This window comes from Enterococcus sp. AZ009 (assembly GCF_050548785.1).
In the GTDB taxonomy this organism is placed as follows: Bacteria; Bacillota; Bacilli; order Lactobacillales; family Enterococcaceae; genus Enterococcus_D; species Enterococcus_D entomosocium.
In genome coordinates this window covers 136,541-150,098 of record NZ_CP172960.1, presented here as the reverse complement: position 1 = coordinate 150,098, position 13,558 = coordinate 136,541, and the positions used below count along the sequence as shown (strand labels likewise).

16 protein-coding genes are annotated in these 13,558 nt (G+C 46.5%); all 16 read right to left on the bottom strand.

Annotated elements, in window-relative coordinates; genetic code table 11:
* The 16 genes from flgK to IGJ74_RS00640 all read right to left on the bottom strand — a co-directional run bounded on the left by flgK (position 1) and on the right by IGJ74_RS00640 (position 13,553).
* Positions 1 to 1,524, bottom strand: a complete 1,524-nt coding sequence (gene flgK, locus IGJ74_RS00715; RefSeq protein ID WP_016619540.1) for a flagellar hook-associated protein FlgK — start codon at positions 1,522 to 1,524, stop codon at positions 1 to 3.
* A gap of 11 nt (positions 1,525 to 1,535) precedes the next feature.
* Complete coding sequence (locus IGJ74_RS00710) at positions 1,536 to 1,892, bottom strand: hypothetical protein (protein WP_005232752.1); 357 nt, start codon at positions 1,890 to 1,892, stop codon at positions 1,536 to 1,538.
* A complete protein-coding gene (flgM, locus tag IGJ74_RS00705; protein ID WP_430608675.1) occupies positions 1,893 to 2,168 on the bottom strand; it encodes a flagellar biosynthesis anti-sigma factor FlgM in 276 nt (91 codons plus the stop codon).
* 95 nt (positions 2,169 to 2,263) lie between these two features.
* Positions 2,264 to 3,322 (bottom strand): flagellar motor switch phosphatase FliY, encoded by a 1,059-nt coding sequence (fliY, locus tag IGJ74_RS00700; RefSeq protein ID WP_218192991.1) that lies wholly within the window; start codon positions 3,320 to 3,322, stop codon positions 2,264 to 2,266.
* A complete protein-coding gene (gene fliM, locus IGJ74_RS00695; protein ID WP_008376586.1) occupies positions 3,319 to 4,329 on the bottom strand; it encodes a flagellar motor switch protein FliM in 1,011 nt (336 codons plus the stop codon). Before fliM ends, fliY begins: the two co-directional genes overlap by 4 nt.
* 17 nt (positions 4,330 to 4,346) lie before the next feature.
* Positions 4,347 to 4,736: a chemotaxis protein CheW gene (locus IGJ74_RS00690; protein ID WP_218192992.1), complete on the bottom strand. Its 390-nt coding sequence runs from the start codon at positions 4,734 to 4,736 to the stop codon at positions 4,347 to 4,349.
* A 19-nt stretch (positions 4,737 to 4,755) separates the two neighbouring features.
* Positions 4,756 to 5,118, bottom strand: a complete 363-nt coding sequence (locus tag IGJ74_RS00685) for a response regulator (RefSeq protein ID WP_003129084.1) — start codon at positions 5,116 to 5,118, stop codon at positions 4,756 to 4,758.
* A 14-nt stretch (positions 5,119 to 5,132) separates the two neighbouring features.
* Positions 5,133 to 5,720 (bottom strand): chemotaxis protein CheC, encoded by a 588-nt coding sequence (locus IGJ74_RS00680; RefSeq protein ID WP_008376598.1) that lies wholly within the window; start codon positions 5,718 to 5,720, stop codon positions 5,133 to 5,135.
* Positions 5,717 to 7,768 (bottom strand): chemotaxis protein CheW, encoded by a 2,052-nt coding sequence (locus IGJ74_RS00675; RefSeq protein WP_430608674.1) that lies wholly within the window; start codon positions 7,766 to 7,768, stop codon positions 5,717 to 5,719. The genes IGJ74_RS00680 and IGJ74_RS00675 overlap by 4 nt, the downstream gene beginning before the upstream one ends.
* 21 nt (positions 7,769 to 7,789) lie before the next feature.
* Positions 7,790 to 8,563, bottom strand: a complete 774-nt coding sequence (locus IGJ74_RS00670; RefSeq protein ID WP_034878173.1) for a CheR family methyltransferase — start codon at positions 8,561 to 8,563, stop codon at positions 7,790 to 7,792.
* Positions 8,564 to 8,568: 5 nt separating this feature from the next.
* Positions 8,569 to 9,579, bottom strand: a complete 1,011-nt coding sequence (cheB, locus tag IGJ74_RS00665) for a chemotaxis-specific protein-glutamate methyltransferase CheB (RefSeq protein WP_061053560.1) — start codon at positions 9,577 to 9,579, stop codon at positions 8,569 to 8,571.
* A gap of 15 nt (positions 9,580 to 9,594) precedes the next feature.
* A complete protein-coding gene (locus IGJ74_RS00660) occupies positions 9,595 to 10,104 on the bottom strand; it encodes a chemotaxis protein CheD (RefSeq protein WP_005226629.1) in 510 nt (169 codons plus the stop codon).
* Positions 10,076 to 10,579, bottom strand: coding sequence for a chemotaxis protein CheW (locus IGJ74_RS00655; protein ID WP_010748543.1), 504 nt, complete (start codon positions 10,577 to 10,579; stop codon positions 10,076 to 10,078). The genes IGJ74_RS00660 and IGJ74_RS00655 overlap by 29 nt, the downstream gene beginning before the upstream one ends.
* An 18-nt stretch (positions 10,580 to 10,597) precedes the next feature.
* Positions 10,598 to 11,893, bottom strand: a complete 1,296-nt coding sequence (locus IGJ74_RS00650; protein WP_005226627.1) for a methyl-accepting chemotaxis protein — start codon at positions 11,891 to 11,893, stop codon at positions 10,598 to 10,600.
* Positions 11,894 to 12,047: 154 nt separating this feature from the next.
* Entirely contained in the window at positions 12,048 to 12,758 is a 711-nt protein-coding gene (locus tag IGJ74_RS00645; protein WP_005232774.1) for a cell division ATP-binding protein FtsE, read from the bottom strand.
* A 12-nt stretch (positions 12,759 to 12,770) separates the two neighbouring features.
* Positions 12,771 to 13,553: a flagellar hook basal-body protein gene (locus tag IGJ74_RS00640; RefSeq protein WP_218192994.1), complete on the bottom strand. Its 783-nt coding sequence runs from the start codon at positions 13,551 to 13,553 to the stop codon at positions 12,771 to 12,773.
* Positions 13,554 to 13,558: the final 5 nt, after the last annotated feature.

The following is a 13,558-nucleotide window of genomic DNA, read 5'->3' as shown; positions in this document are numbered from 1 at the left end:
CTACACTCCTGTTCGATTGATCAATGTGTCTAACATTTCAGAAACGACCGATAATATGCGGGCATTGGCCTGAAATCCTTGTTGGAAACGAATCACATCTGACATTTCTTCATTTAATGAAACACCGGACACCGATTGATTTTTGTATTCTAGTTGATTCAGCAGCGACAATTGGGCACTGACCGTATTGTCGGCTTGCTGTTTTGAGATCCCGTTTTTGGTGACGATGCTGTTAAAATAGCTGCTGACACTCATGCCGGATGCTGCATTGGCAAACGTCAATGTTTCAGAATCAAAAGAAGCGATCGTCTTTTCTGACAACGGGAAATCCAATTTGGCACTGCTGAGTTTTGCCATTGCAGCAGCTCTTGAACCATCTCCTGCTGCATTGCTCGTTCCGCCGGTCACCAGACTTGGGTTATCTAACAGTGCTTGGCTGACCCGAATCGTCGTCGCTGTGCCGGTATCATCTTGGCCGATCTCAAATAGTCCGCTTGTACGAGAAGCGCCGCCGGTAAAGACCATGTTCATGGCTTGCGCGATCGTCGTCGTAAAGTTGTTCAATTCCGTCAAGCGGCTGCCGATTTCACTAGATGATGCTTGCAGGCCACCGATCGCCCCTTCTTTGATCGGCAATTCTGTATAGGCGGTGTCGCCATTGTCGGTGGTTTTCGTCAACAAGACGGTTCCAGCTGGATAAGACCCCGTGATGGTTTCGGCAGGATTCAAGGCGTTGCCGTCTTTGGAAACCAAGGCGCCTGTGTCGCTTTGTCCCACCACCACACTAAGGGTATTGCGTTCCTCCGCACTTAAAATCGTCTGTCCGCTCATGGATACAAACCCACGGCCATATTGATCGGTCTTGGTTTCGATCCCTGCTAGACCCGAGAGATCTTTCAACAGACTGTCTCGACGATCTAAGAGATCATTGGGTGTTTCACCACTTGTCGTCAACCCATAGATTTGTTCATTCAAGGATTGCAGCTGCTTGACCTTCTCATTGAAGTCCAGCGCGGATTTTTCGATGGTATCCAGCGTATCGCTTTGCAACTGCGTCATTTGTTTGCCCATTTGGTTGATGGTATCGGCAAATGTACTGCTGTTTTCCAGCACAAGGGTCTTAGACGTATCCAGTTCAGGATTGTTGGCTAATGCGGTCCAAGAATCAAACATCGTTGCCAGCTGTTTGGACAGTCCATTGTCGGAAGGCTCATTCATTAAACTTTCCAGCTGTCCTAATATGTCTGCTTTTTGTTCATAATATGTATAGGTAGAATTGGCATTGCGTACTTGTCCAATGACAAAATCATCGACGATCCGTTCGACACTGCCGACTTTCACACCCATACCGATGCTGCCAACACCCGCTAAATGATAAGACGCTTCGGCTTGCAAGTTGACTCGTTGTCTTGAGTAGCCGTCTGTATTGGTATTTGCAATGTTGTGGCTGCTGGTTTGCAACGCTGCTTGATTGGCGGTCATGCCCCGGGTTGCGGTGCCTAATGAACCAAATAGTCCTGTCATAGAAGTACTCCTTACATTTTTTGATCGATGATCGCTGTTGAGACAGCTTGTTTTTCTTGGTATTTCGAATACGTATTTGCCGGTGTCTTGATATTTTCTTTGACTGCATCCATCAAAACGGTTTGGAAACTAATGGCTTGCTCCGTCAGCAGGAGATTTTCGGCTTGCTGCACTTGGATCTGGCGGATGAGTTCTTTGATCGTCACTGAAAGAGTTCCTTCATACGTGGAAAAAACGGGTACGAAGGCGGTTTTTTTCTCGACGAGTTCTGGTAATTTTTCTGCTTGATTTTTGATCAAGCAGGTCTTTTCTTTTTGCAGCAACCGCAAGAACTGCTGAAGCTGACGCTCAAATTCCCGTTCTGTCATCTAGTCGACCTGCTTTTCATCTTGTTGCAGCATTTTATCTGCGATCGTTTCGACAGATACTTGGTAGGTGCCTTCTTTGATCGCTCGTTTCAATTCAGCCACTCGCTCACTGCGACTGGCTGTTTGATTGGCACTCTTTTGAATGGCTTGAGCTGTTTCGGACAATTGAACATCGACGGTTTTTTCTGTCTGAGCAGCAGTTGGCTTTTCTTGTTTGACCGCTTCACGTTTGATGGCCTTGTCGCTGTATTCTGCGTAACCTCTTTCGATTTTCATAGGTTCTCCTCCGTTCTCATTCTTCTACCCTCTACTATCGGTCAAATCACAAAAAAGTTAAACCCATATGTTTAACTTTTTGCGATTTCTTCAAATTAATGCAAATTGTGGATGCGTTGTTTTTGCGAAAGAATGTTGGTGATCCGCACACCGAAGTTTTCATTGATGACCACGACTTCCCCAGTGGCGATCAGCTTGCCGTTCAACAAAATCTCTAGCGGTTCATCCGTCAGTTTTTCCAACTCGATGACGGACCCCGTATTGAAAGATAAAATGTCCTTAATGGTTTTTTTGCTGCGGCCTAACACGACACTTAGATCCAATGGCACATCAAGAATCAAGTCCAAATTGTCCCCATCGCTCACTCCGCTGGAGGCCAATGTTTGAAACGCCGGTTTGCTGACTTCAACGGGTTTTGATGTAGCCGCCGGTTCAGGGGTAGGCGCAGTAACGGGTGCCGTTGGCTGCGGTGTTGGTGTTTCTCGAGTAACGACAGTCGCTTCATCGGACAGCATCGCACTGGCGATATCGTTAACCACCGGATCCGTAAAGATCTGCATGATTTTGCTTTCGATCAGACCTTCGACGCGCAAAGAAAATGAGATACAATAAATCTCTTCCTCTGCCTCGATCCCGCTATACTCAATGTTTTCTGGTGTCTCCCATAGTTTGACGATCGGCGGTAAGATATCCACTTTACGGCTGATCATCGTCGCCATCGAAGTCGAGGCAGTCCCAATCATTTGGTTCATGGCTTCTGCCACAGCACTTAGCTCTAATTCCGTGAATTGGGTGTTGCTGGTTTCACCGGTTCCCCCCATCATCAAATCAGCGATCACGATGGCATCTTTGACTTCTAACAGCATCAAATTACTGCCTAAAAGGCCTTCTTTAAATTCAACTGTCGTTGCTACTTTTGGTGCAACGAGGTCGTTTAAGATCTCACCAAATTTGATTTTAGACACCCGGGGAGTCGTGATGCTGACCCGACGATCAAGAATGGAAGACAACGTCGTCGCCGCTTGCGACATGGAGATATTGCCAACTTCGCCGATAATGTCGACTTTGACTTGCTCTTCTAATCCTTGCGGCTGGGTTGGGGCACTTTGATTCAACAATGCATCGATTTCTGCTTGGGATAAACGTTCACTCATAGTTCTTGCTCCTCTTCTAACTTGTCTAATAATTCAATGGCTAAATGGTCCTCTTGCTTCCCAGGTTTTGCTCGGAAGTAAGGTTTTCCATCGATGAAGGTCTCTAATGGTTCAGTAATTTTTTTGTCTAGTTTGATGACATCGCCTTCTTCTAAGTGGAGAAACTCAGAAAGACTCATTTGAGCATGGCCCAGCAGAACTTCTAGATTCAATCCGACCCCATTCAAACTTTTTTGCAACTCGCGGCTATCGTCTTGGTTGACTGGCTGATTGCTATCAAACCAATTGCGGAAACTTAATTTATCAATGATCCCTTCAAAGAAGACATAGGGGATACATAGATTGATAAAATGTTTCACTTCAAAAATTTTGATAGTAAAGGTCACTAACACGACGGGTTCGTTGGGCGACATGTTTTGCATCAATTGCGGATTCGTATCGATTCCATCCAAAACCGAATCCAAGGCAACGATGTCCTTCCAAACATTTTGGTAGACCCGTACAAATTGTGCTACTACTTCTTCCAAGATCGCTGTTTCAATATCAGTAAAACTTTTTTTCTCGCTAAAATCCATTTCGATCGGCTTGTTTTGATAAACATCCAATCCGCCGCACAACAACTCCACCAACATCATACACAGTTGTGGGTTCATCTCGATCATTTGGATCCCGCTCAAAGGCTGCGAATGAAAGAGCCCCAACAAAGTAAATTTTGGTATCGAATGGATAAATTCGTCATAACTGACTTGTTCGATAGCTGCCAACTGCAAAGAAACATTGGTCCGCAGTTGGGTAGAAAGCATGCTGCTGCTCATCTTCGAGAAATCCTCGAAGATCATGTGCAGGGTATTGACGTATTCTTTCGACAGCTTTGTTGGTCGGCGAAAATCGTAGGCTTTCACTTTGGCTTGTTTGTCTTCTATCTCAATAATTTCTTGATCGATCTCTCCGCTGCTCATCGCATTCAACAATAAATCAATCTCTTGCTGCGTCAATACCTGATCCACACTAATCCCCCATTTTTTTAAAAAATCATGTGATCGATTTGAATCACACTGGCTACTTTTTCACCGATCGTCACGACCCCAACGGCATGTTCTGTCTCTTGATTGCTTAGTTGGATATCGTCTTCGGTGATATCAAGAACTTCAATTACTTCTTCTACAAGGACCCCTTTGGTCTCCTCTTGCTTCTTTATGATCAATATGTTTTTTTCGTAGGCTGGTTCCATGATGGGAATCAATTTTGCCAAACGAATCACCGTTACGACAGACCCCCGCAGATTGATCAACCCTTCCACCCACTCTGGTGCTAAGGGCACCTTCGTAAAGGAAGGGGCATCAATGACCTCGTCCACCGAGTCCGCCGAGATCAAATAGTACTGCTGAGCCATTTTGAAAAGAATCATCTGCATGTCGCTATCCTCCTAGGCATTAGGCAAAGGCTTTGTCGATGGCAGTGATTACGCGGTCCGTGTCAAAGGGCTTCACGATAAAGTCCACCGCACCGGCGCGAATCGCATCCATCACCATTCCTTGTTGTCCCATGGCACTGCACATTACGACTTTGGCCTGCGCATCAAACGTGCGGATCATTTTTAATGCCTCTAAGCCATCCACTTCTGGCATCGTGATATCCATAGTCACTAAGTCTGGTGTCGTTGCTTGGTATTTTTCAAAAGCCTCTTGGCCATTTTGGGCTTCCCCCACGACTTCATAGCCGTTTTTTTCTAAAATATCCTTTAATTTCATGCGCATAAATACCGCATCATCCACAATCAATACTTTTTTTGACATTGTATTTGCCCCTTTCAAATTCCTAATGAATCAAATATGTTTTCTAGTACACCGATTTCTGGAATCAAAAATAACGATGCCTCTAATGTTTCTTTGGCGTAGACGAACTCATTACGGATCACCATCACCTGCTCATCATACTGGGCCATCGCCAAATAGATGGAGCTGATCGCTGCGCCAAAGAAATCATAGCTGGCGCTTGGTAAAGACGCACTCAGCTGAGTTTCCAATAGTTGGCCGATCGCGATCAAAAAAGAATTGGTAAGAATGTTAGTCAACTCGTTGATGACCGATTGCTTCAATTCTTCAGACGGATCGATTTCTTGGATCATCAACTGACGCAATTTTGCGGCGGATTCATCCGTTAAGACAAACAAGAAGATCCCTCGAAACGCCCCTTCGATCTGGCTCATCACCACATGAACTTCTTTGTCTTCCGCCATGATCTGCTGATACAGGTCCTCATAAGCTAGAATCTCGACTTCCGGTACCCGCATATCGATCGGTTGTTGGACGAGCTTTGATAAACTCGTCGCAGCGTGACCACCGCCGATATTGATCAGTTCTTTTAGGCCATCGATCTGCAGCGCTGTATAACTCATAAGCGGTCATCCTTTTTTTCCTGACAGATGGCATGAATGTCTAAGATCAGTGCAATCGAGCCGTTACCCATAATCGTTGCTCCTTGATAGCGATTCAGCTTTTGCAGCAGCGGATCGATTTTCTTGATGACGATTTCTTGCTGGCCGATCAGTTCATCTGCCAAAATGCCGTGAAATTGCTGGTCATTGTTGACGATGATGGCGAATTTTTTCTCAGATGGATCGCCTTCGATCGCTAAGAGTTGATCGGTCCGAACCAAGGGAATCAACTCCTCTTGAAAACGATAGACCTCATCCGAGACCGTCTGGATGATCTCTTCTTCTTTGACCATCACCACGCGTTCGACGAGATTTAATGGGATCGCAAAGGTTTCTGCTCCGACACGAACCATCAACGCTTGAATGATCGACAGGGTCAATGGCAATTTGATCACAAACTGCGTGCCTTTATTCGGCTGACTCTTCATTTCGATCGTGCCCCCTAATTGGGTGATCTTCGATTGCACAGCATCCATCCCGACACCGCGCCCAGAAATATTGGTCACTTCTTGCGCCGTTGAAAAACCAGGATGGAAAATCAGCTGCTGCAACGCTTCATCGGAAAGGCCTTCCGTTGCTAAGCCTTTCTTTTCAGCACTTGCTTTGATTACTTGCGGATCAAGGCCTTTGCCATCATCCTCTAAAGTAATGATCACGCGATTGCCTTCTTGGTAGGCCGCCAAACGAATCGTACCCTTGCGCGGTTTGCCCAATTTTTCTCGAACATCGGGTGCTTCGATGCCGTGATCGACAGAATTACGCAATAGATGGACCAGAGGTTCACTCAACTCAGAAACCACTGTTTTATCCAATTCCGTTTCTTCCCCAAAAATGACAAGTTCCATTTCTTTTTGCAGTTCATTGGATAAGTCCCGAACCATTCGCGGAAAGCGACTAAAGACGACATTGACTTGCTGCATGCGGATCCGCAAGACCAAATCTTGCAGCTCAGAGGTCAATCGTGAAACTTGCTCTAAGGGGTCTTTGACTGCTTCGATATTTTCCCGCTCACTGACATCCTCTAATTGATTGCGATAGACCACCAATTCGGACACGAGATCCAAGAATGAATCTAAGCGATTCAAGTCGACTCGGATCGATTGATTTTGGGCGGACGCATGATGCGCGGGCGCCGACGATTTTTCTTTCGTTTCTGTTGTCGCTTGCTGAAGGGCAGGAGTCTCTGACTCTTGGGTCGGCGCTGGTTGAAGTAACTCTTCTGCCTCCTCCAACACAGCGGCTGATGGATCAAAAGGTGCCACCACGAAGGCTTCGATCTCACTATTGCTGGCGATGTTTTGCTCGACATCAGCCAGTGTTTGCTGCGTCAAATACAGCAGTGAAAAATCTGATTCAAAGGTGCCTTCTTCGAGTGTTTGGGCATCTGGTTCTGTATAGAGAACATCCCCTGCTTGGCCCAGCTTTTCCATGATCAAGAAGGCACGAGCGCCTTTTAACATGGATTGGGCATCTAAGCGAACAGCAATTTGGACCGCTTGATAGCCATCTCCAGCCGCTTGCTCGATCACATACAGATCAGAAGGATCGATCTGTTGAAGCTGTGGGGTTAATGCGCCCACTGCGGTGGGTTTTTGACTTGCTTCTGTCTCGGTTGGTAGGCCGCCAGAATGTTCTGTTTGGTCAAGTTCGGCCAATAAATCGGCAATTTGAGCTGGCTGCAGGTCACGTTCTTCCCGCAGATCCTCCACAAGTTCTGACAGACGATCTAGACATTTGAAAATCAATGAGATCGATTGCTGGGTCACTTGCAAGGTCCCTGTTTTAAATAACTCAAAAATATTTTCCATTTTATGGGTCAGCTGCGTCATGACGTCATAGCCCATCGTTGCCGCCATCCCTTTAAGGGTATGGGCAGAACGGAAAATATCATTCAGCAAGGCGCTATCTTTTGGATCGTTTTCCAATTGCAAGACATGATCATTCAACTGCGCTAAATGATCGTCTGTTTCTTCAAAGAAAAGGGTACGATAGACACTATTGTCATCCAAATGGGTCCCTCCTTTACAAAATTATACTTTTTGATAGATAAACGAATCGATTTTCTTGAGACCGAATTGTTCCGCAAAATTGATCGTTTCTGTCGCTCCCGTAAACAAAATGCCCCCTGGCACCAATGCATCGCTGAATTTTTGATAGACGGCATCCCGAGCATCACTTTTGAAATAAATCGTCACATTACGGCAAACGATCACATCAAAAGGCCCATTGTACGGGTCTTTCAAAAGATCGTGTTGCTTAAAATGAACCCGCCGTTTGATTTCTGGTTTGATCTGAAACTGGTTCTTTTCTTTTGCATCAAAAAAACGGGTACGTTCTGCCGCTGAGACATTCCGCAATTCGTGGTCTCGATAGAGTCCTTGCTTGGCTTTTGCCAAAATTTGCGTATCGATATCGGTAGCCAAGACATTGGCTGCGGCAATTTGGTTTTTTTCTAGCAGCATCGCGATCGTATAGGGCTCTGCCCCAATCGAACATGCGGCACTCCAAATTTTGGGCAGAGTGGTTTTCGGGAGAACAATGGTTTTCAAGACGCGTTCAAAGGCGTCAAACAGTTCTTTGTTGCGATAAAATTCCGTTACGTTAATGGTGATATGGGCTAAAAAAGCCGCCCGCACCCCTTCATCGCCTTCGATCAATTGCTGGTATTCCCTCAACGTTTTTGCCCCGCTGTTTTCCATGATCGTAAGGATGCGGCGCTGCATTTGATTTTCTTTGTATGCGGCTAATGGAATCCCTAATCGGCGATCCACCCACGCATTAAATAAGGCAAATTCTTCTTCCATCTTCTTCACCTGACCATCTGTGCAATTTTTGCTTCAATGCCCTGCAACGGCAGGACTTCATCCACGACTCCTTGTTCAATGGCATACCGCGGCATTCCAAAGACTGTACACGTTTCTTTGTCTTGAACGATCGTATAGCCCCCAGCCGCTTGGATCTGTCGTAAGCCAGCGGTGCCGTCTTTTCCCATCCCCGTCAAAACCACTGCCGCTAGTTGCGGGCCATAGTAGTCAGCAGCTGAGGAAAAAAGATAATCGACGGTTGGCCGCGTCCCATGACGTTTTTCTCGTTGGTCCAGCTGCAAGTGCCCTTGTTTGACCGTCATGTGGTAATCCCCTGGACAAAGATACACTTGATTTTCGATCCGCATGCCATCGACTGCTTCTTGTACTCGGACGGTTGTCTCTGTGTCTAAGCGCTTTGCAAAGGAAGCCGTAAATCCCGCAGGCATATGCTGAACAATCAAAATGGGACAACGCAAACGCGCAGGCAAACGGCGGATTATCCCCAGCAAGGCACGCGGTCCGCCTGTTGAAGCACCAATGACTAGCGCATCAAGTGATACCGGCAAGCTGTTTTGCGTCAGCTTAGTGGGCTGGGCAATCGTTGGCATCAGGGTTTGAACCGTGCCGGCTTCATGATCCATCGCCAAAATTTTTTGATGAAATTCAGCGATCCATTCTTTTTCAATCATCGATAGACTGACCGGTTTTTCGACAAAATCTCGGGCGCCTAGCGCCAATGCCTCAATCGTGGTTTCTTGATTGGTTAATGAACTAAGCATGATGACGGGAATGGCTGATTGCTGTTTCATCCTCCGCAAGGTCTCTAATCCGTTCATCACAGGCATCTCCACATCCATTACTACCAAATCGATCGCTTCTTTGGTCAGATAGTCCAATGCTTGTTTGCCATTGCGGGCAGCGACGGTCACTTCGATATCAGGCAGCTGATTCAATAAATCTGTCACTACTTTCCGCATGAATGCCGAATCATCGACGATCATTACTTTTTTCATATCCCTGTACTCCTTTTACAAATAAACGATTTCTTGTTTGACTTGCCGAACCATGGTCTTGAAATCCTGAAGATCTACGATCATCGTTCGACCAGCGCTGCCGCCAACATGTTTGGCTACGATCGGAATGTTTAACCGAGCCAAGACTTCCTCGACGGCTTCAATATTGCGCTGGCCAATATTGCTGGCAGCGTTAAGCGTCTGGAACTGAAACATATTGGCGCCGCCAACGATTTTCGCTTGAAAGCGAGGCCGACGGATCTTTTGTTCCAGCTCAGCCACCATCGCTGGCAATGCCAAATCCGCAAACTTCTCGGGCTTGATTTCCCGCTTGTGCAAAAAAGGCTGACTATCTGGCAGCATAATATGACTCAAGCCGCCGATATGACTGGCTTCATCGTAAATGATCGTGCCGATGCAAGAACCTAAACCCACCGTGATCAAACGCGTTGGCGCTTGGGCGATCTTATACTCCGAGATCCCCACATGCAGTTCCTCATTCACGGTCATCATTGTCATGGTCATTGGCGGCTGCCAATTCCTCTGTCTGATAGGCGTCTAACTCCGCCGTCATCTCAGCGGCTTGTTCATAGCTGAAGAGAAACGGCAGCTCCAATGCCAGCACAAGTTCATCGTCTTTTTTCAGAAAGGCTTCGATATAGTTTTGCTTGAGTCCTGATGTATTTAGTTCCGCATTGCTAGGACTTTCAACTAACGGTAAAATGCCGACGATCTCTTCCACGTAAAGGCCGATCGCCTGCTCTTGCCAGTGACACAACAAGACCACATTTTGCCCAGTTTCCGGTGTAAATTCATCAAACAGCTTTTTGCGGATGTCAATGATCGGCACCATCGCCTCTTCAAAAGGCTGGATCCCCAGCACGAAATCCGCCACTTCTGGCAGCTGGGTAAAAGAAGCAGCCTCAATGACCCGTACCACATAGTCGATACGCAAGGCAAAGAGTTGTTGATGACTTTTAAATACAACGTATTGTTCCATTGGCGTCACTGCTCCTTTTTAGAATTTGAAACTATCCACTTGGAATTTAAGGATAGTGGCGATCGTTTCGATCTCTTGCACATTCCGTTCAAAGTCTTCGATGACTAAGTAGAAGTCTTCTAAGTTTGCCGTTACTTCTTGGGTGCCGGCAGAGGTTTCCGAAACAGCAGCCGAAATGTTGCTGACGGAAACTTGAACCATGTCTTTTTTCTCAACGATCCCGGTAATATGGGCTTCCACGGCTTGAATACTTGAAACCAATTTTTCAACAATATCAGAGATCTCATTGGCTGATTCGATCGCTTTGTTGATATTGTTGGTTTGTTTTTCGCCGCTTTCAAAGGAATCCGTCACTGCAGAGACCACTTTTTCCGATTTTTTGCGGATCGTTTCAATGATCGAACGAATGCTTTTCGTTGATTGACTGCTTTGTTCCGCCAAGCTGCGGACTTCTTCCGCAACGATGGCAAACCCTCGGCCCGCTTCTCCAGCTCGAGCTGCTTCGATGGATGCATTCAATGCCAGTAAGTTGGTCTGATCAGAAATGTCATTGATCAGCTGAACGATCTTACCGATGCTTTGGACATCTTCGTTCATGTCGTTCATGCTTTCTACTAATTCCGCTTGGTTTTGCCGTTCGATCTCCCAGCTTTCAAATACATGGAACATCATTTCTGAATTGTGGACATTGCTGCTTTGGGATTGACCGACATAGCCGTTCATCAATTCGATCTCTTTGTGGATCTCTTCGATACTTAAGGCTAGCTCGTCCATATCAAAGGAGGTTTGTTCCGCTTCGGAGGCTTGTGAACTAGTGGCATCTGCGATGGCATTCATCGTCTGACGCACATTTTCAATTGAATTTTTGGCATTTTTTGAGGTTGTCGTTAGGCCGCCTACCATTTTTTCCATCCGGCTGCTTTCTTCGTGCATGCCAACGATCACCGCTTTGAAGGTGTTTAAAACCCCTTGAAAACGATTTTGAACTTGCCCAAAAAGGGAAGTTTGGTCGCTGCTGCCGATCTCATCGATATGCGACAGATCACCAGAACCAACTGCTTCTAGTTCTGTCAACAACGTATCCATGCCCGAGTGGGTCTCTTTTTTTACCAAATAGGTCATTCCTACTAACACTGCGATTTCTAGCAGCAATACGATCACTGAAAAAATAAAGAAACTTTTTGCTGCTTGTCCGTCTCCGTGGGTGCGGATCACGAAGAAATAGCATCCTAATAATACGATCAGGGTAAAACCTAGCGGAATCAACGCCGCCAAGCGGATTTTTTTGATGATAGCTTGTACCTTCTTCTTCATAACAGTATCCTTTCCTATGCAAAATGATCAGTCGTGCTGTTTATCAAGATTCGCTCTTCACTTGATAATCGTTGGGTCACTCCTTCTTTATCCGATTATGAAAACAATCTTCTAGTTCTTTAATCGGATCTTTTGCTAGAAAAGTTAAGCATCTTCACCAGACATATGTATCTTTTGGATCAGCAAAGCGCGTATAGCCGCCTTGGTATTCATCACGAACCAAGCGACCGTTTTGCAGCTCGACCACCCGATTACGGACCGTATTGACCATCGTACTGTCGTGGGTCGCCAAGAGGATCGTGGCACCGACTTGATTGATCCGCAAGAGTAGTTTCATGACTTCAACGGCTGATTTCGCATCCAGATTGGCGGTGGGCTCATCGGCGATCAAGACTGCTGGCTCTGTGACGATCGCCCGCGCGATCGCTACTTTTTTGCGCTGTCCCACGGAAAGCTCTTCAGGATAGTGATCCTTTTGAGGAAACATACCCACCAGTTGCAGTGCTTTGGCGGTTTTTTCCTGACGCAGCTTACGGGGAGTGCCTAGTACTTGCAGCGCATAGTCAACGTTTTTGGCAACCGTCAGATAAGGAAGCAAAAGGTCTTCTTGTCCGACGATACCGACTTGTCGTCGAATCATATAGAGATGACGGTCTTTGAGTTGTTCCAACAAGACATTGCCGACTTGGATAGAACCGGCCGAAAGCTCTTCTTCTTTCAAGAGCAATTTGAATAATGTCGATTTGCCGGCACCACTGGGACCCACCACATAGATAAATTCTCCTTGAGGGATCGCAACAGAAATATCGGCCAATGCCAACGTACCATTGCTGAATTTTTTACTGACCTTGGTTAAGCGAATCATGTTCTTTCTCCTCTAATCTGTAAAACGATTGATCACGGACCACATCTCATCAGCTGTCTGCATGGCTTTCGTATTCAATCCATACGCACGCTGGGTCGTTAACAAGTCTGTCATGGAAGTCGCTAGATCCACCGTCGACTGTTCTAACTGTCCTTGCAACACGCTGCCAAAGGCTGCCGGATTGGTTTGCGAAGTAAGCAACGCTTGATCACCGGCACTGTACAGTTGGTTGCCCACTGACGTGATGTTTTCTGTATTCGTCGGCTGATAAAGGGCCAGCTGTCCCAACACGCGAGTCTGACCATTTTCTTCCGTCGTCAACTGACCGCTGGCATCTATTGCGATTTGCTGCGCATCTGGCCACTGCGCGGTCGGTACGTTTGTGGTCATTGCCACAGGGTACCCTTCACTATTGACTAATTGCTTGTTCTCACTTAAATGAAAATTGCCTGCTCGACTTAGCAGCAATTGACCGGTTTGGTCCCGAACCCCGAAAAAGCCATTGCCTTGGATCGCGAGATCTAATGGCTGAGCAGTGCCCGCCAGATTGCCTTGGGCAAAACTGGTGGTCGTGGTTGCCTTCGCCCCCATTGACGCACCATATTGGGCGGCGTTGCCATTAAACAGCGTTTCTTCTGCACCGATGGCATTTTCCATCAATGCTTGAAAGTGCGTCGTTTGTGCTTGGTAGCCATTGGTATTGACGTTGGCAATATTGTTGGCTGTCGTGTCTAAGTTTGTCTGCAAATGATTCATCCCAGAACGGCTGATTCCTAATAATCCACTGATATTCATTGACT